Source organism: Psychrobacter sp. N25K4-3-2 (assembly GCF_015351755.1).
Taxonomy (GTDB): domain Bacteria; phylum Pseudomonadota; class Gammaproteobacteria; order Pseudomonadales; family Moraxellaceae; genus Psychrobacter; species Psychrobacter glaciei.
In genome coordinates this window covers 1,090,850-1,116,335 of sequence record NZ_JADKLX010000001.1, presented here as the reverse complement: position 1 = coordinate 1,116,335, position 25,486 = coordinate 1,090,850, and the positions used below count along the sequence as shown (strand labels likewise).

Here is a 25,486-nt window from a genome sequence, read left to right as displayed (position 1 = left end):
CATAAGTATAATAATGTTAACAGCCTAAAACCAAGGCAGAAAAAGTAACAATACAGCGTATGATTGTAAGTGGAATCAATATTAACGAGAATAGCGTAACTTTTGTTCCTCTATCGTCATAAAGCAGTACGACGTTGCGTCACTAATAATGGTTAGTTAATGGTCATATTCAGAATTTATGAAAGAGTCAGGAATAATAGAAGAGATTTTCCTATTATTTCATAAAATAGTTTTAAACGCTGCAATGACTGTATTGATTGCAATATCAATCATTTATGATAAATATGCTCTCGAATAAAAATTAAAAGTGGCAATGCTGGTGAAAAATATGAAAAAACCTGTTGACACACGCAGGATATTTGCTAGAATAGCCAGCCTATCGAGACGTAGTAGTTAACAAGTTGTTAGCGATATTACGAATTGATTTAAGCGGGAATAGCTCAGTGGTAGAGCATAACCTTGCCAAGGTTGGGGTCGAGAGTTCGAATCTCTTTTCCCGCTCCAAATATGGCTCGTTTAGAGCACTAAAGCCTCACTTCATTGTGGGGCTTTTTTTATGGGTGAAATTTGAGAGTGCTGTCATTGAGCACACCAAGCCATGAGCACACCAAACCATCTTAAAAAAGAAGAGGCTGGGCAATCCATCATCGACCAGAACGACGGTCGTAAGCGTTTTGGTGAGGTTGATTCTAAACTAAAATGCTTATCTGCCCGAGTTACCCGAGAACTGCCCAACAGCTTTAAAAATTTTATTGTGTAATAAAACTGTCATAATGTATTTAATTATTAAGTTTTTATTACAAAAATAAGTGTGAGTTTAGTCCGTTTTTTCTTATAATAAATCACATTGAAAAATTAAAATTTTTGAAGGGGTTGATGAGCCATGTTTATTGAAACTCTATGCTCATTATATTAAATACATACTAATAATTTGGAGCACTATCCTATGTCAAATACGTCAAATACGTCAAATACGTCGAATACGTCAGATCTACAAGCATTGCAGCAATTGGCTGAAAAACGTCGTTCTATTTATGCATTGAATGATCAGTTACCAGTTGCAAAAGAAGAGGTGGTTAAATTGGTTGAGCATGCTATTTTGCATACGCCATCATCATTTAACTCGCAATCGACGCGCATTGTCGTGTTGTTTGGTGACGATCATCAAAAGCTTTGGGATATGACCGAAGAAGCATTACGTGGTATCGTTGGTGATGAAGAGAAGTTTACGCCAACCAAGCAAAAAATCGACGGCTTTAAAGCAGGCGCAGGTACGATTCTATTCTTTGAAGATCAAAAAGTAGTGAGAGCCTTACAAGAAGGAGCGCCATTATATGCCGACAAATTCCCTGTTTGGGCAGAGCACACCAGTGCTATGCATCAGTATGTAATCTGGACAGGGCTTGCTAGCATTAATATCGGCGCTAACTTACAGCATTACAATCCAGTGATTGATCATAAAGTTGCGAGCACTTGGAGTATTGATGCTGATTGGGATCTGACTGCACAAATGGTATTCGGTGGCATCGAGCAGCCAGCAGGTGATAAAGAGTTTATGCCTGTTGAAGAGCGCGTGAAAGTATTTGGTTAAACCATTACGTTTATCTATTATAGTCAGAGCACTTTTAAACCGCTACGGTGTTACCCATCCTAGATGTACTCAGTGTAATATCTGCGGTCGGTCGCCTTGTAGCGATTCTAAAATTCCTTGACTATATTTAGCGAGATAAACATAAAAAAGCGCCGTCCAGCAGTGTTGTTGGACGGCGCTTTTTTATTTCAAAGTATAAGTCAGTCGTTGTATAAATAATTGAATGCGCTAAATGATGACACGCCCTAGTTACGTCGCATAAGACTGTTGGCGACCCAAGCTGGACCGATTAATAAAAACTGTAAGTCTTTAAGAAATGACGGTTTTTTGCCTTCGACTTTATGACCAATAAACTGGGCAATCCAAGCCACCACAAAGACAGCTGCCCAAACTTTGAAACTTAAAGGTAGTAAGGTCATCACTGATAGACAAATGAGAATAAAAATCCCCATTGCCAAAAATAATGGCGTCGAGAGTTTCATATAGAATAGGAGTACTAAGGCACTAAGCACCAAAGTAAACCAGACTGACAGTGACATACCCATTCCTAATAAACTAACAAAAATGGTGGGGACGCACAGCCAATGGATTTTTTTGTTGATTAGGTTTTGATGACTGACTGAATACTCACTGAGCCATTGCTCAAGAGTACGCTTAGACATCTTTTGTTGATGATTGCGAGACATACTAACCTCCGTGTTAGTAAATGAATGACTGGTAGTAGCTCAATGCGTGAGTCTACTGACGACTACCAGTTGTAGCACTAATTTGTGCAATCTACCATATTATCTGGTAAACCGCACAGTCAAAATCGATTATACCAGCGATGCCAAATAGGTTCATTTTGAGCCAATATGTTTTATGCGGACTGTTGCTCGCTGCGATACCATTCATATAGGCCAACGAAAGAATTTACTTGGTAAACCATGGTCTGAATAGCAAAAATATAATTGCCCGACATGAGATTCACGATCAGCCAAACAAAATTGACGATAATCCATAACCACCAGCTAAAAGAATAACGCAGAATCATCGCGGCTTGCGCAGTAATAGACAACACAAAAGCAATGACGTTAATCCAAAAGAAGGAGATGAAACCTAAAAATAGACTGCTATCGTCTTCTACGACTGCGTAGCCGTAGTTGGCCAATAAGTCGTTGACGGTGGGAAAGAGTACCAAGCCGATAACAATAAATACGGCGGTAATTAACCAAACTGCTTTGCTAGCAGACTTCGGTATCATATCGCCATCAGGGTCAGTGTGCTTTGACCAATAAAAAATACCGTAGACATGGGTAAAAAAGTTAAATAACGGTGCCAGCATCAAGCCGACTGCGCCGGAAGTGGCTTGTACTACGACTTCGCCAGCGGTAGCGCCCATCCCAAAGCCATTGCCCATGACGTTTTTTCGGAACGAGAGTGACACCACGCAGATCAGACCGATAAATGAGACAGCCAAATAAAACCAATCAAGCGTGGTGTGGTCTGTGGTGAGCCAAAAACCTGCTGATAACGCAATAACGCCACAAATGAACCAGGTTATGATCCATTGCAGCGCCCATTTTCCAGTAATATTGTCTAATAGCTGAATACGCATAACTGTTTTTTCCTAAAATGAATATGGCTATCAAGAAGGTGCTGATAAAAGACACTGACAGCCGCAATATTATTATAAATTCATGAATTTTGGGTATGTTTTTTATTCTAAGAGTTTTTACCATAAACATACTGATCGATAAGCAGTAACGCTTGCTGGTAGCGTGCATCGTAATCAGGCTGATCAACCATATGCGGTTTAATATCATGACGGGCAAAGATGTCAACGAGGCGCTGCTCAAAGCGTCCACGCGCCTCAGGCGTACCTAATGAGCGCATACCGTCATCCACCCATGGAGTATTATTGTCCAGCATAATTGTATGGTCTACGCGAAACTCATCAATACAAGCAGCGACAAAAGGATGCGTGCGACCCTCATATTCTTCACAGAATGCTTGAGTGGTCACAAAGTCAGTATCAATAATGGTGACAGGCGCGGTCGCTCTAGCTGCCGCTTCTCGTATCGCCTGAGCGTGATGGAGCGAAATGGGTGCATAATCACTGTATTGTAGCCCGATCTCGCTCCCACCCAAATCCGTACCGACATATAGCCGTCCCATTTCTAATGCAAAGCTAGCGCCATAGTAGTTGGCAAGCTTGTGCACCAGTGTCGTCTTGCCTGAGCTTTCACCACCAACGATGGCAACGGTCTTGGTATAGTCCCCACGTGCTTGTGGATGCAGCGCTGACCAGTGCGCTACGGGATCACGAGCGATGGCATAAGAATCAAACTCAGGCTGTAGCGGGGTAATGACGACTGGCATCGATAACTGCTCATAAACATCGCTTTGAGCCAATGGATGGTTTTCTGCGACAAACAATATTGCCTCTGCGGGCAAGTTGAGCACTTCCGTCAAACGTTGTAATTTGGCATTACTGGCGGCAATATCGATTGTCACATCAACGAAGCCATCATGTAGAGGCAGCTCAATCTCATGAGTGGTATGAATACGAACGAAAGGCAGGTCTGCACAAGCCATCTGCAACCAACGCGCTTTGTCTTGTAAGGTGATGCTAAAATCTGTATGCGGTGATGGGTGTGCCATTATGACGATATGCAAGGTCTTTGCTTGTCCTGCCGCTGCCAATATGCTGCGCATCTGCCCCAAATGTAGAGGCTCAAAATGCCCAATCATTAAACCCGTCTCGTACATAGCTATCCTTATCTGTATCCACATTATGTTGAACCGACTATATAAAGGTTTGTCCAGACTTACAGGTAGGTTATTGTAAACAGCCGTTTTATGCTCAGAAAAATACCGTAAATCTATCAAATTTACTCTGTATAACTTAATATTTCCCCGCGCTTTTATTGGCATGTTAACCATTGTTCATAATTTATTGGAATATCAAAAGGTTAGAGTCACTGTAGTAAAGCTGTAAGGATGTAGAAATAAACTGCGCTCTGAAACATTTTGAAATATCTATTTAAAATCAGGGGTTTACGAGGCCTTATGACAGGTTAGGGCAAGTTTAGGTAGCATAAACTCACAAAGTACGTCTACATACTCAACAGATTAACTTCTAAACATTGCTATAATTATTCATAAGTTGAGAACGCTAAGCATTTTTAAGAATAAGCATCTTCAATGGTAAATATTTTTAGTAGTAGGTGTTCTTAATAGTAAGTGTTTATATAAAATCAAAAGTAAGCAAAAGAAAAACTATATTAAAGAGGTATTTGATTTGGCTAAATTAGCAAAATTACATCGCTCACAGAACAATCGCATGATAGCAGGTGTGATTGGCGGCATCGCAGAGTATGTCGGCTGGTCACCTACTTGGGTAAGAGTGTTATTTGTAATTATTTCATCATTGAGTGCGGCAGTACCAGGCATCCTAATCTATATCATTTTATGGATAACAATGCCTAAAGCAACAAATGAATCGTATCAATAAACCAGTTCTAAGATCTAAAGCTATACTTTGCAAGTGAAAGTTTAACTAAAAAATAAAAAGCCTGATCAATCAGGATACCAAAGACATACTTTTCCTCCTGCCCAAATGTTCACGCATTTGGGTATTTTTTTGTCATTTATCCTTTCCTTTATGGTCTCGTCGATGAAGCTTTTAGTGCTCAATGAGCAAATATGCACCATTTTTAGGGTGTCTCTTTGATTGCTTGATAAATTTAGTTGATGTAAATATGGATAAAATAGTCATTTTTTAGTAAGGTGAGCAGACAAATAGAGTCGTTGCCGAGTAGGCTGTACGAGTGCTATCAACGTTTTGTTCAACAGACCCTAATACTAATTCCACAGTGGCTTTATTATGATGCCCCAAACTATGACAACTCAAACTATGATAACTGAAGCGAAAAACTCTCAACCGATGACTTTTCAGGATTTAATCCTAACCTTGCAGAACTATTGGGCTGACAAGGGCTGTGTGATATTGCAGCCTTATGATATGGAAGTTGGCGCAGGTACTTTCCATACGGCGACATTTTTGCGTTCGTTAGGTCCTGAGCGCTGGAATGCTGCCTATGTGCAGCCGTCACGTCGTCCAACCGACGGACGCTATGGCGATAACCCAAACCGCTTGCAGCATTATTATCAATTTCAAGTAGTATTAAAGCCGAATCCACCTAATATCCAAGAGCTATATTTAGACTCGCTAAGAGCTATTGGTATCGATCCGTTGGTGCATGATGTGCGTTTCGTTGAAGACAACTGGGAGTCACCAACGCTAGGTGCGTGGGGACTTGGTTGGGAGATTTGGCTAAACGGTATGGAAGTGACGCAGTTTACTTACTTCCAGCAAGTAGGCGGTCTCGAATGTTTCCCAGTCACTGGCGAGATTACTTATGGTCTTGAGCGTTTGGCGATGTATGTGCAAGGTGTCGATAGCGTATACGACTTGGTCTGGGCAGATGGTGAGTTTGGTCGTGTCACTTATGGCGATGTCTTTCATCAAAATGAAGTTGAGCAGTCTACCTATAACTTTGAGCACGCCGATGTGCCGATGATGGGTCAGATGTTTGATTTTTATGAGCAGCAAGCGGATAAGCTAGTTGCCGAGGGTTTGCCACTACCAGCCTATGAGATGGTGTTAAAAGCCTCACATGCTTTTAACTTACTTGATGCTCGCGGTGCTATTTCAGTGACTGAGCGTCAGCGTTTTATCCTACGTGTGCGTACGCTTGCTCGTAAGGTTGCTATTGGTTATGTTGAAGCACGTGCCAAGTTAGGCTTTCCATTAGCAGACGAGGCACATCGTCAAGCGGCTTTAGATAAGTATTTGCCAAAAGAAGAAGCCGTTGAAAATACAGATGACAATCAAACTGCTAATCACAACCAAACTACTAATAATAAATAGGAGCATCCCATGAGTACTATTCTATTTGAACTGGGGTGTGAAGAACTACCTCCAAAAAGCCTAAAGCCACTACGTGACGCGCTACAAGCAAGTGTCACTGAACAATTGACTGAAGCAGGTATCAGCTTCGATAGTATCAAAGCCTTTGCTGCGCCGCGCCGTTTGGCGCTTCAAATTCAGGGCATTGGCGATAAGCAGCCAGATCGCAGCGAGCAAAAGCGAGGTCCAGCGATTAAAGCGGCCTTTGATGCTGATGGTAATCCAACACGTGCGGCAATGGGCTTTGCCAAAGGCTTGGGTATTGAGGCCAGTGAGCTGATAACGATTAACACTGATAAAGGTGATTATATCGGTTATGAGCAAACCATTCAGGGTCAAGCAACGACTGAATTGCTGCCCGCTATTTTCCAAACAGCGCTTGATAACTTACCTATTGCTAAGCGTATGCGCTCAGGCGCTAGCCGTAATGAGTTCGTGCGTCCAGTACAATGGGCCGTATTGATGCAAGATAATGCTGTCATTGACGCTACTATCCAAGGTCATCAGACAGGAACACAAACGCGTGGTCATCGCTTCCACAGCCCTGAATACTATAACATTGGTCATGCCAATGACTATGAAGAATTACTAGGTGGCTTAAAAGTAGTTGCTGATTTTGACAAGCGTCAAATGCTGATCAAAAATCAAGTCAAAGCATTGGCAGATGAAGTTAACTCTGATGCCATTGTGCCGCAAGCGCTGCTAGACGAAGTCACTGCATTGGTTGATTTTCCGATTGCCTTACGAGCAAGCTTTGAAGCGCGCTTCTTACAAGTGCCACAAGAAGCACTCATCTCTACCATGCAAGCGGATCAAAAGTATTTTTGCCTGACAGATAAAACTGGCAAATTGCAGCCTTACTTTATTTTTATTACCAATATTGAGTCAAAAGACCCGAATCAAATTATTGAAGGTAATGAGAAAGTCGTGCGTCCACGTTTGGCTGATGCAGAGTTTTTCTTCTTACAAGACCAAAAGCAGCCATTATTTGCACTAACAGAAAGCCTAAAAACTCGCGTCTTCCAAGACAAATTGGGTACGATTTGGGAAAAATCTGAACGCATTGCCAAGCTTGCTGCATTTATCGCCGCCTTGATGCAACAACAAGGTAGTGAGATTAGTATCGATGAAACGGTACGTGCAGGTATTTTGTCCAAAGCGGATTTGGCAAGCTCATTGGTTGGTGAGTATCCTGAATTACAAGGTATCGCGGGTACTTATTATGCGCGTTTGAATAATGAGCCAGAAGCAGTTGCGGCAAGTTTAGAAGAGCAATATTTACCTAAGTTCAGCGGTGATGTATTACCACAGACGCCGATTGGTATCTGCTTAGCGTTAGCGGATCGTTTGGACACGCTCGTCGGTATTTTTGCGATTGACCAAGCGCCGACTGGTTCAAAAGATCCGTTTAGCTTACGTCGTTCTGCTATTGGTATTCTGCGTATTTTGATTGAGAAGCAGCTACCGATTAACTTGGTAGCGTTGGTTGAGCAAGCCATCAAAGGCTATAGCACGGCTAACGGCAGCAAGATTGCCAAAATGGGTGATACGTTTACCCAAGTCATGTCGTTCTTAAACTCGCGCTATCGGGCGATGTATACGGAGCAGGGCGTTAGCGTCGATACGATTCAGGCAGTGCAAGCGATTAACCCGCATATGCCGCTTGATTTTGACCAGCGTATTCGTGCCGTACAAGCATTTAGCGAATTGTCACAAGCTTCAATGTTGGCTGATTCAAACAAACGTGTTGCCAATATTTTAGCCAAATCAGAGGTAAGCGTCGCTGATAATGTCGATGAAGCGTTATTATCGGAACCTGCTGAGCAAAGTCTATATGCGAGTGTGCAGCAAGCACAAACAGCGGTGCAACCATTGCTTGAGCAGGCTGACTATACGCAAGTATTGCAAACGCTAGCCAGTTTAGACGAGCCGTTGACGCAATTCTTTGACAATGTCATGGTCAACAGTGAAGATACTGCGCTAAAGAACAACCGCTTAGCGTTGCTTAAGCAAGTGCGAGCTTTATTCTTAACTGTGGCTGATATTAGTGAGCTGCAGCTGTAATTTTACTGAAACCTGATTGTTGATTTCGATGCAAAAAAAACTGGCTTAACGTGGCCAGTTTTTTTGTTGTAGCACTGCAATCAGTGAGTACGATTATCTAATGAGCAATTCAGTGAAATCAATAATTGAACGGTAAAGGTATTGTATTGTCACTATTATTGACGGTAAAATTTATACTATTAAGACGTAGTGAATAATCATTGGCTGAGCCATTTTAATCATTTCTCACGTTTACCCCTCATTCAAGGAGCAATGCTGTGTTCGCTGCTATTATGATGATAATTATTATCTGGATTGTGATGTGGGGCTTTTACAAGTTTATGTACCCGCGCGCGCCCAGAAGCATGATGCCAAAAGATGGTGATGTGACCACACTGCGTCACTGCAACTTCTGTGGTAACAGTTTGGCTGAATACCGCGGTGTTCTAGAGACCAAGCCGGGCTTGGTGGCAAGTAGCGATGGCAATACTGAAGCTGATATTAAAGGCAGTCAGGAGTTATTCTTTTGCAACTATGAGCATCAAGCGGATTTTCATGCTGGAAGAACTTATAATCCTAATGCATAAGTAAGTAATTCGGCTGTGGATTAGACATAAAAAAGCGCTTGGCTCACCAGAGCTAAGCGCTTATTGCTTAGTAGCGTACTACTGGCTTATAAGATAGAGTGTGCATCCTTCATGATTTTATTGAGTAATGCTTCGGATTGCTTATCTCCTTGAATACGATCTTCATCACTTCTTTGATGCGCATGAATTTTCTCGTATAAATTCAGACAGCACAGTACCAGTAAGCTCTCTTGGCTGAGGCTCGGCGCGTCGCGTTTTAGGTCGAGCGCATAGTTATTAATATAAGAAACGGCTGAATGTAGTTCTTCTTGCTCGTGTACTGGGCAATAGATGGGATAGGTGACCCCAGCAATCGCAATATCTACTTTTTTAATCTGCGGCTCAGGAGTGATATTCGTTTTAGGTGCAGGTTTAGCAGCGACGCTCTGTGAAGCCGAATTATTTGGGGCTGAAGCATTTGGCACGGCTTTTTGGGATTTAAGGCCGTTGGTTGGCCGTTGGTTGTTTTGTGATTGATTGTTTGGCGCTTGCTTATCTAAAGGGATAGTCTGGTCATCAGTCATGATAAATCCTACAATATATGTCATTAAAGTGAGTGATATAAGAGCCTACACGTGTGAGTCTGTTGGCTTACTCAATGCTGTATTTTTAATAATTAAGGTGCTTGATAATAAAGATACTTGATAAATGTGGCTTTTATCGATAAAAATGCTATTTGAAGACAATGATATTCGTTAATTATGTCCTCGTGCCGCTATTTATGAACCTTCTGCTTGGTCGATACGAGTTAAGCGTTTTAACACCACTTGCGTACGCTCAGCGGCCAGTTGATTCTTCTTTTGCAAGTCATTATTTTGCTGTTTGATATCGCTATACTGCTGCTTTAATTCATTATTATGCTGTAGCAGCTCGCTGTTTTCTTGTTGTAATTGGCTGATTTGCTTTTGCAGTTTATCTTGCTCTTCACCGATCATATGGTGGGCTTCTGCCAGATTTTGATAGCGGTTATCGAGGTCGTTCAGCTTCTTTTTGGCGCCATCGCGCTCTGTATAACTGCTATCGAGCTTGGCCTGAAGTGTGGTAAGTTCTTTTGGATCGGTAGCGGGGTGTTTTTTGAGGCTGCTAAGTTCAGCACTGACAAGCTGATACTGTTTTTTGATGTCGAGTATCATTTTTTCTAATATTCTAAGTTGATCATACATAGTCAGTTTTTATCCTTAACAAGTAAGCGTGAATGAATTTTGTTCTCTACGTTTAATAATGCCATAGGTGACCGCATAATATCTATATCAACAAAGTAATTGTATGCCGCTTTGTTTCATAACTTCTATTAGCCGCCGCCTCGTTAATGATATCGCGCGGCGTCTGTTGCTATTTAATACTACTAATCAATCACTAGGACATCTATTATGAATGATAATATCTCTGGCTGGAATACATGGCTGACTGCATTTGATGATTGGACTGACGTGTCTATCAGTGAGGTACACGGATTAATGACAGGGCTGATGACCGCCTGCGATGCACCTGATGAAAAGGTATGGGCGAAGGTGTTTGAAGAGCTGAGCTTCGCCGCTTTACCAGAGCCTGCATTGACTTTGTTGACAGAAGAAGCTGAAGATATAGTGTTCCAGCTCAAAGACAAAGACGATGCCTACTCTTATACGCCATTAGTCCCAGATGATGAACATGATTTATACGAGCGCGTGATGGCACTGAAACAGTGGGCAAATGGCTTTATGACCGGCTTTGGCATTACTGATTGCCGTCTAAGTAGCGAAGAAAACGAGATGCTATCGGATTTGGCTAAAATCGGTGGGATTCGATTAGAAGACGATGAGGACTTTGAAGGTGGCGAAGAGTCTTACCTGCATGTTTATGAATTTGCGCGTATGGTACCAGTGAGCTTTGCCACTCGCCAACGTAAGCCTGTCAAAGACATCGCCTTGATTTCTGGACTTGCCATTGATGCCAAAACCACCAAAGAGTTGCAAGCTGAAGGTAAGGTGTCAAAACCAATGCCGCCAGTTGTTGATATTATGAACCAACACAATCCCTCATAATACGAGTATCACGTATCATAATAAGGATGTTTTATGACTATACAGAGTAGTAATGATGATGCCAGTCAAGTATTGGCTGATGCTCATTATCCCACCCAAAGTATCGATTGGCTAACGCGCTTAATTGGCTTTGATACGGTCAGTCGTCATTCTAATTTGGCTTTGATTGAAGACGTAAAAGCTTACTGCGAGCAATTGGGTTTGAGCGTCGATTTGACTTTTAATGAAGCCAAAAATAAGGCCAACTTATTCGTCACTGTGCCAGCAGGGGCAAATGCTGACAACGTCAATCATGGTCTCGTGCTATCTGGTCATACCGATGTGGTGCCAGTCGATGGTCAAGACTGGACGTCTGAGCCTTTCACAGCAACCATTCGTGGTGACAAGCTGTATGGTCGCGGCGCTTGTGATATGAAAGGCTTTATCGCTTGTGCGCTGACGATGTTGCCACAAGCGGTAAAACTATCTAATGCAGGACAGCTGCGTCGCCCATTGCATTTGGCATTATCATTCGACGAAGAGATTGGCTGTCTAGGCGCGCCATTGATATTGGCAGATTTAAAGGCGCGCGGTATAACCCCTGATTATTGTATCGTGGGTGAGCCAACTAATATGGCTATGGTGGTGGCACATAAAGGTATTGCGGTTTATCGTTGCCGTGTGCATGGTAAGTCAGCGCATTCTTCATTGATTGCACAAGGGGTCAATGCCATTAGCTATGCCAGCCGATTGGTGGGCTATGTCGATACGCTTGCCGAAGAGCTAAGTACTCGTAACGGTGCTCTTGAAGATGGGGACGAGATATTCACTGTGCCTTACTCAACGTTGTCAGTAGGTACCATCCATGGTGGTACGGCCACCAATATCGTGCCCAATCTGTGCGAGTTTACCTTTGATTATCGTAATCTGCCGCATATGACGCAAGACGATGTACTGACACCTATTCAAGCCAAGATTGCGGAATTAAATGCGCAGATGCAAGCCCGCGCGCCAGAGACTGGCATTGAGCTGATGCAAGAAGAAAGCGTACCGGCAATGACTGATAATGATAGTGCTGAACTACAATCATTGATAGCTGCATTGACAGGAGATGATGAGCGTCATAAAGTGGCTTACGCGACTGAAGGCGGTCAATTTACCAATGCAGGTATTCCAACAATCATCTGTGGACCTGGTAGTATTGAACAAGCTCATAAGGCGGATGAATACGTTGAACTTAACGAAATTGTACGTTGTGATGGGTTTTTGCAAAAGCTGTTAACTAGTTGTGCGGTCAATTAATAGATTGAGAAGCAAGTGATTGTTTTTTCATCTAACTTTTTATCTAAGTTGGCATAAAACACACCGTCTATATGGCGGTGTTTATTTTTTGCCTCTTTTTCATGTTTCAAGTTTATTTCAAATAAAAGAGTAGGGGTTGGTTGATGTCTTGGCACCTGTTTGCGGTATTTTTTGCGAGTACGTTTTTTATCTCAGCGACCCCAGGTCCCAATATGCTGCTAGCATTCCAGTATGGTATGAACTACGGCGTGAAGCGCACATTGTGGACGCTGGCAGGTTTAAGCCTTGGATTGTTTGTGCTACTGCTTTCGACATTGCTTGGCCTCGATGTGATCAGTCGCCAGTCACCTTGGTTGCTGACGATCATCAAAGCCGTTGGCGCGGCATACTTGATTTATCTGGGTATTAGCTCATGGCGTGATGCTGGCAATGGCAGCTTGATGAGTGATGCTCGTGAAATGAGCGAAGAAGTCGCGGCTGACTATCCTTCTTCTGATAGTAAAGATACAGTTGGTACACCGCAGCCGCGCTCACTCTCCAGTGCTGCTGCTAAAGCTGCCCCAAGTAATATGACTTTGTTTCGTACTGGCGTCTGGGTATCGTTGTCCAATCCAAAAGCCATTTTGTTCTTTGCTGCCTTTTTTCCTAAATTCATCAATTTCAGCGCGCCATTATGGCCACAATATATCTTACTGACCATCGGCTTGTTTTTGAGTGAGACAATTTGGCAGATCATTTATACGTTGGGCGGTAAGAAGCTGGCAAGTTGGCTCGATGTGGGTAATCGCTTGGCTTGGCTCAATCGTGGTTGCGGGGTGATATTTATCATCATTGCTGCTGCTTTATTGGCTGAAGTTATAAATAGTTTTATGGTTTAAAGATTTCTGAGTTCTGTGTTTAAAATAAGAGTTTCAATGAAATATAATTTTTTCTATAAAGTAAAATTAATTATTGACTTTATTTTTTAAATCGTTATTATTAGCAATATTGATTTATTAGCTTCTATGTAAGCGATAAATCATTCCAATAAACCTGCTACTATTGTCTACAATAATTAGCCACAACCTATGGAGGAATCATCGTGTCCTATTTAACTACCAAGACGTTTTTAAAGACTGAATGTGTAAACTACATGACAGCAATGACAACTTCGAAAAGGTTTGGCTGAATCTATATACAAGCTATTGAATGATATCCTATTGAATGATATCAACGCATAGCCTTCTGTATTTACTTGTGCTATCCCTCTTCTAAGTCTACTGTGCCAAAATCGCTCTGCGATCGTGCTAAGCCATATTGCGCCTGCTGTTATCTGTTTACCTAACATTTTTCTTCACCGTCATTGCTAATAGAGTGCTTCATGCTATTATTTAGCTGATACTTTTCTATGCGTATAGCATTTACGCAATGGGCAGCGGTTTTGAACCATGTAACCTTTCTTTAAAACGTCCATCATAAATTAACCATGAATTTTTATTGATTTTTTATTTAATAAAAAGACGGTATTTTATTACCTAAATTTTATAGATTGTTAAAAAACTACTTATTAAACGTTATGTTTAATTGAGATAGATAAGTAATATCTAAAAATCATAATAGTCAAAATAAAAATATTTTGTATGGTTATTAAAATAATAAAATGGAAGTAATAGATAATGAGCATTAAATTAATATTAAACGAAAATCGTAAGCACGGCGTACCCGTCAAGATTTATACCTCGGACGTTGAGCAAGGTGCGATGCAGCAACTACGCAATTTAGCTCAGTTGGAGTTTGTGCACTCACATATTGCAGTGATGCCCGATGTGCACGTTGGCAAAGGCGCAACAGTCGGCAGTGTGATTCCGACCAAGTCCGCCATCATTCCTGCCGCAGTCGGTGTAGATATTGGCTGCGGTATGAATGCAGTACGTTTGTCCCTGACGGCAAGTGATTTGCCTGATAGCTTGAGGTCATTGCGGTCGATCGTTGAACAGCAAGTGCCTGTTGGGTTCAACATGCACAAGCAAATCCAAGCCAAGAACTCAACGCTTGATCCGCTAGGTAAGCGATTAAAACCGATTACTGATAAGCACCCAGGTTTGCTTAAAATGCTCAAAGGTTTTGAGCGTACGTGGGCGAAGCAGTTGGGAACACTCGGCGGTGGCAATCATTTCATTGAGCTGTGCTTGGATGAAAACAATGATGTCTGGGTAATGCTGCACTCTGGCAGCCGCGGCATAGGTAACTGTATCGGCCAGTACTTTATTAACCTTGCCAAAAAAGAACGTCAATCGCGCTTCGGTCATGTGCCAGATCGAGATTTGTCTTACTTTGCCGAAGGGTCTGATAGTTTTGCTGATTATGTCGAAGCAGTGGGCTGGGCGCAGGACTACGCGCTTGAAAACCGCCGTGAGATGATGCGTTTAGTCATTAAGTCATTGCAGTCGCCACAAGCGGGATTACCACGGTTTCAGCTGACCAAAGAAGCTATTAATTGTCATCATAACTATGTCAATGAAGAGGTGCATTTCGGTGAGCAAGTCTATGTGACCCGCAAAGGTGCCATTAGTGCTTATGCTGGTGAGCTCGGCATTATCCCAGGCTCTATGGGCGCAAAATCCTTTATCGTACGTGGTCTGGGCGAGGCTGAATCGTTTTGCTCATGTTCACATGGGGCAGGGCGACAGATGAGCCGAGGTAAGGCCATGCGAGCGTTCACTATCGATGAGCTAAAAGCGCAGACGGATGGTGTCGAATGTCGCAAAGATAAAGGCGTCATCGATGAAATACCTGGCGCGTATAAAGACATTGATGAAGTGATGGCCAATCAAATGGATTTGGTTGAGGTGGTGCATACGCTAAAGCAGGTCATGTGTATTAAAGGCTAATGAGTAAAACCATAGCGAGTCACGACGGTGTCAACCGAGCTAAATGTACTAAGTGTACTATTTGCGCTCGATTTCCTAATCGTGGTCTCACTATGGGGCCACTCGAATATATAAAATAGATTTAGATAGATTAAAATATAGGTAAAAATATGAGCTTAAAAGAAACTTTAAAAAAGGCCAAACAGATTGAACGGCAGTTAGAGCAGCAAGCTGAAACAGGTACACAGCAATCGCTAGGCACAGTTAAGCCGCGCAACTATTTGGCGCTTGATCCACTATTAAGAAAGGGTGGTATTCACGAAAAGGAGGATATCGATATCGTTCGCAAAAAACGCCGCCGTGAGACTAAGCAGCAATTGCGTCAAACGGATTGGTTGTCAGAGTAGCCATCGTTCATCTTAATCTTAAATTTAAACAACAAAAAAGCCGTTCGCTATTATAGTGAACGGCTTTTTTATTCAAGCTTATAACTTAACCACTATGCCAATATTTCGATTAGCTCACCTTTTACCATGTGCGGGCTGACGAAATCAGTAATACGTACGCTCACAAGTTTACCTAACATCTCATCCATTTTCTCGACATCATGAGGGAACATGACGGTACGGGTGTTATCCGCCGTACCGATTAAGCAATCAGGATGACGGTTGGCAACTTGTTCAACCAAGACACGAGTCGTAGTGCCGACCATCTCATGGGTTTTGGCAAGTGTTGAATCAATGATGACTTTTTGAAATTCTGCCAAGCGCTCCTTTTTAGTTTTGAAGCTCACATCATCTGGCAATTCTGCCGCTGGCGTGCCTGGACGCTTAGAGTAGATAAAGCTGTAAGAGTGATCGAAGTTCAATTCTTTTGCTAGATTTAAAGTATCTTGGAAATCTTGATCGGTCTCACCAGGGAAGCCAATGATAAAGTCGCTCGATAAGTGAATATCAGGACGAATGGCTTTAAGCTTATTAATCTGATTGATATACACATCGATTGTATGGTTGCGCTTCATCGCTGCCAAGATAGCATTCGAGCCACTCTGAACAGGCAGATGCAAGTGAGACACCAGCTCTGGCAATTGTGCATACGCATCAATGATGTCATCAGTGAATTCAAGCGGATGGCTGGTCGTATAGCGAATACGCTCAACACCATCGACATGCGAGACATAATGTAACAGCTCAGCGAAACGGCAAATGCTGCCATCGTCTTTTTCACCGCGATAGCCGTTGACGTTTTGACCGAGCAGGTTGATTTCACGCACCCCTTGTTCGGCAAGGCTATCAATCTCAGCCAATACGTCATCGAGTGGGCGCGATAACTCTTCACCGCGGGTATAAGGTACGACGCAAAATGAGCAATACTTTGAGCAACCTTCCATAATAGAGACAAAGGCTTTAAAGCCTTCTACTCTTGGCTCAGGCAAAAAATCAAACTTTTCGATGCTAGGAAAGGACACATCAATCGTACCAATACGGTTTTTAGGCGCGATATCACGCTGCTCGTTTGACTGATCATACAGCTCTGGCAAGCGATGCAAGGTTTGTGGGCCGAATACCATATCGACGTAAGGCGCACGTTTTTGAATGTTATCGCCTTCTTGCGAAGCCACACAACCACCGACACCAATGACGAGGTCAGGGCGTTTTTCTTTTAGTTTGCGCCAGCGACCCAATTCTGAAAACACTTTTTCTTGTGCTTTTTCGCGGATAGAGCAAGTGTTCATTAGTAGTACATCGGCCTCATCGATGTCATGAGTCACTTCCATGCCATGAGAATCGCCTAGCACGTCTAGCATTTTGCCAGAGTCATAGACATTCATCTGACAGCCTTGGGTGGTGACAAAGACCTTTTTGGTCACTGCTTTTTCGACGGGTGCTTGGGCTGAACTTGCTTCTTTGAGTGCAGTGACAGCAGGCGCAGTAGCAGTTGTCTCAGCAACAGCAGCGTCATTGATGCGGGGATTAAATACAGTAACACTCATAAGGATAAGTCCATGATTGACTAAAAATATAGCAGGGTAGCCGATTAACAGGTGGCATATTTTATCACAACCCTCTGCCAATGTGAAAAATTAGCACAGGCTATTGGTCATCAATATGATAAACAATTCATAGCAGTATCAATTATTTACTAGAATTAGCAGTGCTTTTGACAAAAACTGCGACTAGACATCATTTCTATGTTACACCGTACTGTCCTATTTATTAACAAAAGGTAAAGGAGATAGTTGAAAGTACAATGAATATAGTATGATGAGTGCTATAACCTTGGCGATACTTAGCGAATCGCTATTCACTTATTTGTAGAGATATCATGAAGAGAGTCAGTATGACAAAGTTGCGTGTTGCTCATAGCATCAAGGATGAAAAGTCTACCAGTAAAAAGCACGCGTCCAAGCGGCTCACATCCGGTACGCTACGGATGAGCGCGCTGAGTGTAGCGACAGCAGTGAGTGCGCTAGGCATATCGCAAGTTGCTTGTGCAGAGCTGACATGGGGTGATAACGACAGCTATCAGCCAGAAAGTAATTATCAACAAGACAGCAGTGTTGACTCATTTACAGCCGCTGCCATCGCAGCAGATCGCGGTGATGTCAGTGCACTTTATAATTACGAACAAATGATGAGCGGCGGTTTGTTTGCGATGTATCCTACTTATTGGCGGATGAATCTAGACCTTAACTCACAAAGTTCAGCGGCGGTATCGCAGTTTGTACGTCAGTATCCTGATACTGTCATGGCTGAGAAATTGGTTGCGGATTTTGCTGAGACCAAAGCGGGGTCAAACGATTATGCCTCAGTCAGACAAGTGGCAAACTTGATTACCAATGCCGATGCTAGCGAGCGCTGTGCCGTTGCGCTTGGGTTCAATAATGGCGGTGATACCATGCGCGCCATGGCAGCCAAGTCTGATGTATGGCTGACCACCCAAAAACAGCCTGCCTTGTGTGATCAGCTAGCGATGGAGATGAATAACAACGCGCTGATTAGTAATCAAGATCGTGCTGCTCGTCTGAAACGTATGCTACGCAAAGGCAAAACTGGCGATATTATGGCGTTGTCATCACGCCTTGGTACACCGATTGCTTATTCTGCTTTGAGTGAGATTCAGCTAAATCCTTCATCATTCTTTACCAGTTTTGGTCGTGAGCCTGCCAGTCAGACCAATCAGTATCTCTATCTGTATGCGATAGGCCGTATCGCTGACAAGTCTTATCGTGAGGCAGCATTACAGTTAGATTTTGATATCAAACAAGACAATCAGCGCTCAGTCAAACTATTGAACGATGAGACCCGTCGCTATGCTTATCGTACCCTTGGGGTACAGCGTATGAATCATAATACTGACGATGGTTTTAACGCTGAAGCAGTTGATTGGTTCCGCAACAGTTTAGATGACGATTTTAACTTCGAAGAAGCTGAAGACTATGCCATGGCAGCGATTCGCTTTGGTCGTTGGGACGATGTGGTCGAAGCCATCTCAAAAATGGATGGTGAAACTCAAAAAGGCAATCAGTGGCAGTATTGGCTGGCTCGCGCTTATGAGCAATCAGGCAATAGCAGTAAGAGTAATACTGCTAAGAAGATGTATCAAAACCTAGCAAAAAGCAATGATTACTATGGTCTGATGGCAAAAGACAGAATCGGTCAGCGTTTTGACGCCAGTCGCTTAGGCGGTAGCAACTTACCCAATGTTAGTACTGCCGATCGTGCCCGCGTCATGCAAGATGGAAACTTTGCTCGTGCCTTTGCTTTATATAACGCTGACGCTAGCCGCGCCTATGCCAACCGTGAGTGGAACTGGGCAGTCAAGCAAGCACGTGACAATCGTGATGACAATCTAATCATCGCTGCTGCTAGCTTGGCACATGACATGGGCTGGCTCGATCGGGCGATCTATGCCGTTGACAATACGGACAGAGTTGACAGCTTGGCATTATCGCATCCGATGCCGCACCAAGATGCCGTCGTTCGCTACAGCCAATCGGCGGGGATTGATCCGGCATGGGCTTATGGCATCATGCGTCAAGAGAGTCGATTTGTAGCCTCAGCACGCTCAGGTGTTGGTGCTAGTGGGTTGATGCAAGTCATGCCTGACACAGCAAAATATATTGCCCGTAATTTAGGTGAGACTTATAGTGCTAGCCGTGCCAACAGTGGTGATACCAATATCCGTTATGGTACTTGGTATATGGGGGATATTTTGGGCAAACTAAATTATCAGCCAGTATTGGCAACGGCGGGCTATAATGCTGGCCCTAATAATGCCAAGCGCTGGCAGCCGGTCTATGGTTCGTTAGCCGCTGATCAATACGTGGAGTCAATCGCTTTTCCTGAAACGCGCAATTATGTGAAACACGTAATGGAGAACGCTACGATTTATAGTAGCTTATTGGGTCGTAGTCAGCCGATTAGTCAACGTATGGGTACGGTGCCAGCTGCATTTTAGGTTGTTCATTTAGTAAAAAAGAAACCATTGACGATAGACTGTTAATGGTTTTTTTTATATCTATTTTTCAGCATTCATTTTTATTTGAACCAATGGGTTATTATTCTGCTATATAGAGGCTTGTATTCTCTCTGATTTCTATCTTGTTTTTAATACTTAAGCGATGTTTACGTTTCTGCTATAGATTAAAAAACGCATTTTGCTACCATTGCTTTAATTGTTGTCTGTATTTTTTTTGGTTTATTTTAAGCTTGGTTCAATGAATATTTATACTTTGAGCACCTTTATTTAAGCTTGCCCACTCTTTTATCGTTGCTAGATACCTAACTACTTATGATCAAAAAATATTTCAATTTGCCTATGTTATTGCAAGTAAATCGTCAGCTGTCGAATCAGACGCGGGTGGACACTCTGTCGGAACCAGTCACGATAAAGTTATCTACGAAGCTAAATGACAGTGCGATACGTAAAAAGGATGCGATAGGCAAAGAATATAAGGATAAAGGGTATACGGTGATGGGCGGGGTCGCCTTGTTATTGTTACAGAGTGTGATGATCATACCAGCGCAAGCGGCCAATGCCGTCAAGAGTGGTCAACGTGTGTTAATGATTGAGATGACGCCTGCATTATGTAGCTTGCAACCAACGCGAGTACGTATGCGCCAATGTCTAGAAGGGTATTCATTAACGGTATCAGGTTTGGACATGGGTTATGGCGAGCGCTGTGGGCGCGGTGTTGAGCCGCGCCTGACCCCATTACAACTAAAAGTTGTCAACCGTATCATGCCAGACACGACAGTGCGTAGCCAAGTATGGCAACATTATGGTGCTTGTAGCCCATTGAGCGCGAGTAGTTATTTTCGCCAAATAACCAACTATGCCGGCGCCCTAAAATTGCCCAACGAGCTCAATACTGGCAACAGTTATACCGTCTCAAAATCGCGTTTTATTGGACAAATGACTCGCCTTAATAGTGGCATGCCTGCTGCCAGCATTGATTTAATTTGCCAAGCGGGCAGTCGACGCCAAACGATATTAACCGATGTCCACGTTTGCTACGAAGGCAGTGAATTTGGTAGCTGCAGTGAAGTGGTAGATAATTGCGGCAAAAAGTTTATTATCTCAGGCGGTAAGTAACGCTCTTTTCAGCGAACGATGGATGAATATTGCTCATTTATAAATATCATCCTGATTAAGTAACTTCTGCTAAAGCTATTTTTTTATCACTTCCTCTTCATTCTCCATCCTTTATCTATAAAGGCTTGACCGATACCAATATCCTCTCGTATAAAATGTAACAATATAGTGAGGGATAGCGTTCGCGCTTTCTCTAGACGGTTAACGGGGGGAAGTGCTACACTATCTCTCGGTTTAAGACTGCTAGTGTTCAGTGAGCAAGTCGATATCTATAATGATAATCATCAATTAGGGAGTATTCAATGTCAATGAAACAGCCTTTACGTGTTGCCGTTACTGGCGCCGCTGGTAACATCAGCTATGCGATGCTATTCCGTATTGCATCTGGTGAGATGCTAGGTAAAGATCAGCCAGTTATTTTGCAGTTGCTTGAAATCACTCCAGCACTTGACGCCCTGAAGGGTGTGGTTATGGAACTAGAAGACTGTGCATTCCCATTATTAGCCGGTATCGTTCAAACTGATGATGCAAACGTTGCATTCAAAGATATCGATTATGCTTTGCTCGTTGGCGCTCGTCCGCGTGGCCCAGGTATGGAACGTAAAGATTTGCTAGAAGCCAACGCTGCGATTTTCTCAGCCCAAGGTAAAGCACTGAATGACGTAGCAAGCCGTGACGTTAAAGTATTGGTTGTGGGTAACCCTGCCAACACTAACGCACTTATCGCTCAGCGTAATGCACCAGATCTTGACCCACGTAACTTTACAGCGATGACTCGTTTGGATCACAACCGTGCCATGGCGCAGTTGGCTGGTAAAACTGACAGCACTGTCAATGACGTGAAAAAAATGATCATCTGGGGCAACCACTCATCAACTCAGTATCCAGATCTAACGGCTTGTACTGTTAATGGTAAGCCAGCATTAGATCTAGTTGATCGTACTTGGTACGAAGGCACTTATATCCCAGAAGTACAACAACGTGGTGCAGCGATTATTAAAGCTCGCGGTGCATCATCTGCTGCTTCTGCTGCCAATGCCGCTATCGCACACATGCGTACGTGGGCACTAGGTACTGATGAAAACGATTGGGTATCTATGGGTGTTTACTCAAACGGCGAGTATGGTATTGCCGAAGGCCTAATCTACTCATTCCCATGCACGTGCACTAACGGCGACTGGTCTATCGTAGACGGCGTTGATGTGTCATCTGATTTCTCAAAAGAGAAAATGGCAGCGACTGAGCAAGAGCTTAGCGAAGAGCGTGATGCGGTAGCTCATTTACTACCATAATCAAATAGCTTGCTAAAATTTTAGTGCTATTTGCAATCGTATTATGTATAAAAAGCCTTCTTGTTTGAAGGCTTTTTTACGTCTAAATATCTGTTATTTTTAACCGTTCCTATTAGATTGCTTTTAAGTGTTTGAGGCTCAACCATTAATACAATTGATAACGTTAGATAAACGTTGGTTAACAGTTATTAAAATAAAGCTTGCTACAATAAAGTGGTTAGCCTAAATAATAAATAAAACTAAAATTGCACCATATAAGGAGAAAAGTATGTTGGGTGAACCTGAATATAATATGAATGAGTTATTTGCTCAATTGGGACTTGATAGCTCAGATGAAGCGATTGATGAATTTGTTGAAAAACACCAATTGGCAAAAGAAGAAAAGTTAGTAGAGGCAAAAGTTTGGACAGACAATCAACGTGCTTTTCTACAAGAAGAATGGGAAAAAGATGCGGAATGGGTAGAAGTCATCGATGATTTAAACGTGCGTATGCATCCAGACGCGTAAAAAATAACCTAAAAGATAAGTTAATCTAAAAGACAAACAAGAAGTATAGAAAAGCAAAAACCCACGACATTGTATTTAGAATGTTGTGGGTTTTGCTTTTTTATATCTTGAATGCAATGCGTATAATCTAAGTTCGAGACTTTCCTACATTCTAGTTAGGCTGCTCTGCTCGCCATTCAAGCAATGCTTTTACATCATTATGAATACCAACTTTTAGCGCCTCTAAGCCATCATAATGTCGTTCACCATGCAAATAATGTAAAAAACGAACCTGTAAATTTAGTCCATATAAATCAGCCTGCAATTCTGGGAAATGTACTTCTAAACGCCAGTCACTGCCTTTATCAACAGAGGGTCTAATACCAATACTGGCTGTGCCAAACAAGCTATGCGGGCGCAAACCTGTTACGCCTGATTTTCCGTTAATCACTTGCGTGGTCAAACCATTAGCGATGACTTTGCCATGTTCATCTAAACTCACCACATCGACGGCAAAGATACCATGCAAAGCAGGTTTTAAGCGCTGCAAATCGATATTAGCTGTAGGGAAGTCCATGGTGCGGCCTATCTGATCGCCACCAACAACCACGCCTGTAATTGCATAATCACGACCAAGCAGCGTGTTAGCGGCGTCAATATCACCAGCCAATAACAAGTCACGAACGCGAGTGGAGCTAATACGGGAAGCTTTACCACTGTTATCTATAACGGTATGCAGATTGGTCACATCCAAGCCATAATCCCGCAAAAACTGACTGTCGCCAGTACGGTCATGACCAAAGCGAAAGTCGTCACCCAGTACCAATGCTTTTACGTTCAAACGCTTAGCCAATATATCTGCAAATGCCTGTGCTGATAGCGAACGAAAATCAGTATCGAAGCTCGCTACAATCAAAGTCTCGACCCCATGCTCTGCTAGCAGCGCTTGCTTTTCGGCTAGATTGGTCAGGCGCGCGGGGGCAGTAGCGGGGGCAAAAAATTCACGAGGCTGTGGCTCAAATATCATGACGGCAGAGCCAAGATTTTGCGCTTGGGCAATCTCACGAACTTGAGCCAGCATCGCTTGATGACCCAGATGTACGCCATCAAAATTGCCGATAGTCAGCGCACAAGGTGCTAGATTTATCGGATTCGTATGTGCAGGCAAAGCGCTCGACGACGCAGTCAGTTGCTCAAGAAAATAGGTGTTCATAAGTTTTCAGCTATGATAAGACCAGATAAAAAACGAAAAAACACACCTATACTAACAATCGATGTGTCTAAAAGCAGCCATTATAAAGTAAAATAGCCCCACTAACATCCTATAGTCGACGCATAGTGAAAGTATCAGTCACTCAGCGTGGTCATTCTTTATGAGTTATTTGTATTTGCTTGTGTTATCAGTATGACTATTATTCACTATTATCGATGATGCCGATAATAATGCTAAAAATTATGGAGATCTTATGTCTGATGTTGCCTTGAACGCTATATCAACTGATTTATCGACACATCAGCTCGCTGATCAGTTTATTGTGCAGCGTGCGAGTAAAGAAGATTTAGCAGAAGTCTTAGCCATTTATAATCAAAGCATACCTGCTAAACAAGCAACAGCTAACCTTACATTGGTAACCGTAGATGAGCGAGCTGCTTGGTTTGATGAGCATTTAAGCAGTCCAACAAGGCCCATATATGTGGTCAAAACATTGCGAGGAGGGGATGATGCAGAGCAAGCGCAGTCGCCGATAATTGCATGGGGCAGCTATAGTGATTTGTATGCGCGGACAGCCTATCATATCAGCACTGAGATCAGCGTCTATCTAAATCAAGATTATCAGGGTCAAGGCCTAGGTAGCTTGTTGACACGCTGGATGTTGACGCAAGCGCCAAGCTTGGGCATTCGAAACATTATCGCGCTTGTCTTTGCTCACAATCAGCCAAGTTTAGGACTTTTCCGTAAACTTGGCTTTGAGCAGTGGGGCTACATGCCAGAAGTTTGCGATATGGAAGGGTTTATCGCTGATGTCGTGATGCTTGGTAAAGCAGTGACATCGGATGATGCTTCAGATAAGTAAGCTAAAATAGCTTAACCCAAGATCTTCCATTGACCTTCTATCTTCTGTAGCTGATAGGTCAATGGCGCAGGTTCGCTCTGTCCTTTGAGCATCAATTCACCAGTAATAGTGGCACGAGTCTTGTCATCATTATACTTAGTATCAGTGATAGTAACGCCATCGACAGTCTGCTGAAAAGCGGATTGTGTTTTGGCAAGTTCTTTTTCAAAATTTGCCATATCTACTTGATAATATCCAACCGCTTCTTTTACATCGCCATAATATAAGCTATTTAGCGCCTGTTTGACGGTGTCTTCTGGCGTACCAGCTTCAGTCGGATTAGTCACTAAGCTTTTTTGTTTGGATGAAGCAGTGATTGGGTTGATGTTATCACTATCAATGGCTGTCTCATCTTTAGCGCTATCCGTCATTTGCTCGCTTGCCACTGTGTTATTTGCATCAACGTCTGCCGTCTGATTGGCTGCATCGACTTCAGGGTTTCCAGTCACGGCAGCTGTATCGCTCGCTGTGTTTGCGCTATCGGCTTCTACATTATCGTTGTTGCTACACCCGCTGATTAGCAGTCCGGTGCTCAATACACCAACGGTTAGTAGCATTGGTAAGCGTCGTAACGTTGAATATTCGACTGTCATAGTAAACCTCAAATTTCATTTATTTATCAATAAT

24 protein-coding genes and 1 tRNA gene are annotated in these 25,486 nt (G+C 42.9%); 17 read left to right on the top strand and 8 right to left on the bottom strand.

Annotated features, from left to right (window positions below; translation table 11 throughout):
- Window positions 1-429 precede the first annotated feature (429 nt).
- The 3 genes from IOD06_RS04480 (at window position 430) to IOD06_RS04470 (ending at window position 1,591) form a co-directional block, all read left to right on the top strand.
- Window positions 430-504: transfer RNA gene (locus IOD06_RS04480), tRNA-Gly, on the top strand.
- A 94-nt stretch (window positions 505-598) separates the two neighbouring features.
- Window positions 599-760, top strand: coding sequence for a hypothetical protein (locus IOD06_RS04475; RefSeq protein ID WP_194619390.1), 162 nt, complete (start codon window positions 599-601; stop codon window positions 758-760).
- 186 nt (window positions 761-946) lie between these two features.
- Entirely contained in the window at window positions 947-1,591 is a 645-nt protein-coding gene (locus IOD06_RS04470; protein ID WP_194619388.1) for a nitroreductase family protein, read from the top strand.
- 245 nt (window positions 1,592-1,836) lie between these two features.
- On the opposite strand, the gene IOD06_RS04465 is transcribed toward IOD06_RS04470, so the two are convergent.
- The 3 genes from IOD06_RS04465 to nadR form a co-directional block, all read right to left on the bottom strand.
- Window positions 1,837-2,277 carry a DUF962 domain-containing protein gene (locus tag IOD06_RS04465; RefSeq protein WP_194619372.1) on the bottom strand — a complete coding sequence of 147 codons (441 nt, stop codon included), beginning with the start codon at window positions 2,275-2,277 and terminating at the stop codon, window positions 1,837-1,839.
- A 173-nt stretch (window positions 2,278-2,450) separates the two neighbouring features.
- On the bottom strand, window positions 2,451-3,188 hold the full coding sequence (pnuC, locus tag IOD06_RS04460) for a nicotinamide riboside transporter PnuC (RefSeq protein WP_194619370.1): 738 nt from the start codon (window positions 3,186-3,188) through the stop codon (window positions 2,451-2,453).
- 107 nt (window positions 3,189-3,295) lie between these two features.
- Entirely contained in the window at window positions 3,296-4,366 is a 1,071-nt protein-coding gene (gene nadR / locus IOD06_RS04455) for a multifunctional transcriptional regulator/nicotinamide-nucleotide adenylyltransferase/ribosylnicotinamide kinase NadR (RefSeq protein ID WP_194619368.1), read from the bottom strand.
- A 508-nt stretch (window positions 4,367-4,874) separates the two neighbouring features.
- Between nadR and IOD06_RS04450 the strand changes: the two genes are divergently transcribed.
- From IOD06_RS04450 to IOD06_RS04435, 4 genes are all read left to right on the top strand, one after another.
- A complete protein-coding gene (locus IOD06_RS04450) occupies window positions 4,875-5,087 on the top strand; it encodes a PspC domain-containing protein (RefSeq protein ID WP_194619366.1) in 213 nt (70 codons plus the stop codon).
- 432 nt (window positions 5,088-5,519) lie between these two features.
- Complete coding sequence (glyQ, locus tag IOD06_RS04445; protein WP_194619673.1) at window positions 5,520-6,506, top strand: glycine--tRNA ligase subunit alpha; 987 nt, start codon at window positions 5,520-5,522, stop codon at window positions 6,504-6,506.
- Between the two features lie 9 nt (window positions 6,507-6,515).
- Window positions 6,516-8,609 (top strand): glycine--tRNA ligase subunit beta, encoded by a 2,094-nt coding sequence (gene glyS / locus IOD06_RS04440; protein WP_194619365.1) that lies wholly within the window; start codon window positions 6,516-6,518, stop codon window positions 8,607-8,609.
- Window positions 8,610-8,866: 257 nt separating this feature from the next.
- Window positions 8,867-9,175, top strand: coding sequence for a hypothetical protein (locus IOD06_RS04435; protein ID WP_240215227.1), 309 nt, complete (start codon window positions 8,867-8,869; stop codon window positions 9,173-9,175).
- An 86-nt stretch (window positions 9,176-9,261) separates the two neighbouring features.
- Here IOD06_RS04435 and IOD06_RS04430 read toward each other — a convergent pair whose 3' ends face one another.
- Complete coding sequence (locus tag IOD06_RS04430; protein ID WP_194619363.1) at window positions 9,262-9,738, bottom strand: cell division protein ZapA; 477 nt, start codon at window positions 9,736-9,738, stop codon at window positions 9,262-9,264.
- Window positions 9,739-9,933: 195 nt separating this feature from the next.
- Complete coding sequence (locus IOD06_RS04425) at window positions 9,934-10,377, bottom strand: hypothetical protein (protein WP_189585515.1); 444 nt, start codon at window positions 10,375-10,377, stop codon at window positions 9,934-9,936.
- Between the two features lie 207 nt (window positions 10,378-10,584).
- Here IOD06_RS04425 and IOD06_RS04420 point away from each other — a divergent pair, with 207 nt between their 5' ends.
- The 5 genes from IOD06_RS04420 to IOD06_RS04400 all read left to right on the top strand — a co-directional run bounded on the left by IOD06_RS04420 (window position 10,585) and on the right by IOD06_RS04400 (window position 15,775).
- On the top strand, window positions 10,585-11,238 hold the full coding sequence (locus IOD06_RS04420; protein WP_189585512.1) for a UPF0149 family protein: 654 nt from the start codon (window positions 10,585-10,587) through the stop codon (window positions 11,236-11,238).
- Window positions 11,239-11,271: 33 nt separating this feature from the next.
- A complete protein-coding gene (argE, locus tag IOD06_RS04415) occupies window positions 11,272-12,519 on the top strand; it encodes an acetylornithine deacetylase (RefSeq protein ID WP_194619361.1) in 1,248 nt (415 codons plus the stop codon).
- Between the two features lie 143 nt (window positions 12,520-12,662).
- Entirely contained in the window at window positions 12,663-13,397 is a 735-nt protein-coding gene (locus IOD06_RS04410) for a LysE family translocator (RefSeq protein ID WP_189585506.1), read from the top strand.
- A 777-nt stretch (window positions 13,398-14,174) separates the two neighbouring features.
- Window positions 14,175-15,389: an RtcB family protein gene (locus IOD06_RS04405; RefSeq protein ID WP_189585503.1), complete on the top strand. Its 1,215-nt coding sequence runs from the start codon at window positions 14,175-14,177 to the stop codon at window positions 15,387-15,389.
- Between the two features lie 149 nt (window positions 15,390-15,538).
- Complete coding sequence (locus tag IOD06_RS04400) at window positions 15,539-15,775, top strand: hypothetical protein (RefSeq protein ID WP_227669883.1); 237 nt, start codon at window positions 15,539-15,541, stop codon at window positions 15,773-15,775.
- 92 nt (window positions 15,776-15,867) lie between these two features.
- Here IOD06_RS04400 and miaB read toward each other — a convergent pair whose 3' ends face one another.
- A complete protein-coding gene (gene miaB, locus IOD06_RS04395) occupies window positions 15,868-17,361 on the bottom strand; it encodes a tRNA (N6-isopentenyl adenosine(37)-C2)-methylthiotransferase MiaB (RefSeq protein WP_189585500.1) in 1,494 nt (497 codons plus the stop codon).
- A gap of 347 nt (window positions 17,362-17,708) precedes the next feature.
- Between miaB and IOD06_RS04390 the strand changes: the two genes are divergently transcribed.
- The 4 genes from IOD06_RS04390 (at window position 17,709) to IOD06_RS04375 (ending at window position 22,766) form a co-directional block, all read left to right on the top strand.
- On the top strand, window positions 17,709-19,829 hold the full coding sequence (locus IOD06_RS04390) for a lytic transglycosylase domain-containing protein (RefSeq protein WP_189585497.1): 2,121 nt from the start codon (window positions 17,709-17,711) through the stop codon (window positions 19,827-19,829).
- Window positions 19,830-20,189: 360 nt separating this feature from the next.
- On the top strand, window positions 20,190-20,966 hold the full coding sequence (locus tag IOD06_RS04385; RefSeq protein WP_227669882.1) for a ribonuclease T2: 777 nt from the start codon (window positions 20,190-20,192) through the stop codon (window positions 20,964-20,966).
- A gap of 308 nt (window positions 20,967-21,274) precedes the next feature.
- On the top strand, window positions 21,275-22,258 hold the full coding sequence (locus IOD06_RS04380; RefSeq protein ID WP_240215757.1) for a malate dehydrogenase: 984 nt from the start codon (window positions 21,275-21,277) through the stop codon (window positions 22,256-22,258).
- 268 nt (window positions 22,259-22,526) lie between these two features.
- Window positions 22,527-22,766: a DUF2789 domain-containing protein gene (locus tag IOD06_RS04375; protein ID WP_194619359.1), complete on the top strand. Its 240-nt coding sequence runs from the start codon at window positions 22,527-22,529 to the stop codon at window positions 22,764-22,766.
- Window positions 22,767-22,917: 151 nt separating this feature from the next.
- Here IOD06_RS04375 and ribF read toward each other — a convergent pair whose 3' ends face one another.
- On the bottom strand, window positions 22,918-23,958 hold the full coding sequence (gene ribF, locus IOD06_RS04370) for a riboflavin biosynthesis protein RibF (protein WP_227669880.1): 1,041 nt from the start codon (window positions 23,956-23,958) through the stop codon (window positions 22,918-22,920).
- 253 nt (window positions 23,959-24,211) lie between these two features.
- On the opposite strand from ribF, the gene IOD06_RS04365 reads away from it, so the two are divergent.
- Entirely contained in the window at window positions 24,212-24,820 is a 609-nt protein-coding gene (locus IOD06_RS04365; RefSeq protein ID WP_194619357.1) for a GNAT family N-acetyltransferase, read from the top strand.
- 11 nt (window positions 24,821-24,831) lie between these two features.
- Here IOD06_RS04365 and IOD06_RS04360 read toward each other — a convergent pair whose 3' ends face one another.
- Window positions 24,832-25,452, bottom strand: a complete 621-nt coding sequence (locus IOD06_RS04360; protein WP_227669879.1) for a hypothetical protein — start codon at window positions 25,450-25,452, stop codon at window positions 24,832-24,834.
- Window positions 25,453-25,486: the final 34 nt, after the last annotated feature.

Bases quoted from the DNA above. Each gene is read 5' to 3' on its own strand.
- IOD06_RS04365 (WP_194619357.1), top strand. From the start codon at position 24,212: ATGTCTGATGTTGCCTTGAACGCTATATCAACTGATTTATCGACACAT.
- IOD06_RS04405 (WP_189585503.1), top strand. From the start codon at position 14,175: ATGAGCATTAAATTAATATTAAACGAAAATCGTAAGCACGGCGTACCC.
- IOD06_RS04425 (WP_189585515.1), bottom strand. From the start codon at position 10,377: ATGTATGATCAACTTAGAATATTAGAAAAAATGATACTCGACATCAAA.
- IOD06_RS04385 (WP_227669882.1), top strand. From the start codon at position 20,190: ATGTTATTGCAAGTAAATCGTCAGCTGTCGAATCAGACGCGGGTGGAC.
- ribF (WP_227669880.1), bottom strand. From the start codon at position 23,958: ATGAACACCTATTTTCTTGAGCAACTGACTGCGTCGTCGAGCGCTTTG.
- miaB (WP_189585500.1), bottom strand. From the start codon at position 17,361: ATGAGTGTTACTGTATTTAATCCCCGCATCAATGACGCTGCTGTTGCT.
- glyQ (WP_194619673.1), top strand. From the start codon at position 5,520: ATGACTTTTCAGGATTTAATCCTAACCTTGCAGAACTATTGGGCTGAC.
- IOD06_RS04375 (WP_194619359.1), top strand. From the start codon at position 22,527: ATGTTGGGTGAACCTGAATATAATATGAATGAGTTATTTGCTCAATTG.
- IOD06_RS04360 (WP_227669879.1), bottom strand. From the start codon at position 25,452: ATGACAGTCGAATATTCAACGTTACGACGCTTACCAATGCTACTAACC.
- IOD06_RS04390 (WP_189585497.1), top strand. From the start codon at position 17,709: ATGACAAAGTTGCGTGTTGCTCATAGCATCAAGGATGAAAAGTCTACC.
- pnuC (WP_194619370.1), bottom strand. From the start codon at position 3,188: ATGCGTATTCAGCTATTAGACAATATTACTGGAAAATGGGCGCTGCAA.
- nadR (WP_194619368.1), bottom strand. From the start codon at position 4,366: ATGTGGATACAGATAAGGATAGCTATGTACGAGACGGGTTTAATGATT.
- IOD06_RS04470 (WP_194619388.1), top strand. From the start codon at position 947: ATGTCAAATACGTCAAATACGTCAAATACGTCGAATACGTCAGATCTA.
- argE (WP_194619361.1), top strand. From the start codon at position 11,272: ATGACTATACAGAGTAGTAATGATGATGCCAGTCAAGTATTGGCTGAT.
- IOD06_RS04475 (WP_194619390.1), top strand. From the start codon at position 599: ATGAGCACACCAAACCATCTTAAAAAAGAAGAGGCTGGGCAATCCATC.
- IOD06_RS04420 (WP_189585512.1), top strand. From the start codon at position 10,585: ATGAATGATAATATCTCTGGCTGGAATACATGGCTGACTGCATTTGAT.
- glyS (WP_194619365.1), top strand. From the start codon at position 6,516: ATGAGTACTATTCTATTTGAACTGGGGTGTGAAGAACTACCTCCAAAA.
- IOD06_RS04465 (WP_194619372.1), bottom strand. From the start codon at position 2,277: ATGTCTCGCAATCATCAACAAAAGATGTCTAAGCGTACTCTTGAGCAA.
- IOD06_RS04400 (WP_227669883.1), top strand. From the start codon at position 15,539: ATGAGCTTAAAAGAAACTTTAAAAAAGGCCAAACAGATTGAACGGCAG.
- IOD06_RS04380 (WP_240215757.1), top strand. From the start codon at position 21,275: ATGAAACAGCCTTTACGTGTTGCCGTTACTGGCGCCGCTGGTAACATC.
- IOD06_RS04430 (WP_194619363.1), bottom strand. From the start codon at position 9,738: ATGACTGATGACCAGACTATCCCTTTAGATAAGCAAGCGCCAAACAAT.
- IOD06_RS04410 (WP_189585506.1), top strand. From the start codon at position 12,663: ATGTCTTGGCACCTGTTTGCGGTATTTTTTGCGAGTACGTTTTTTATC.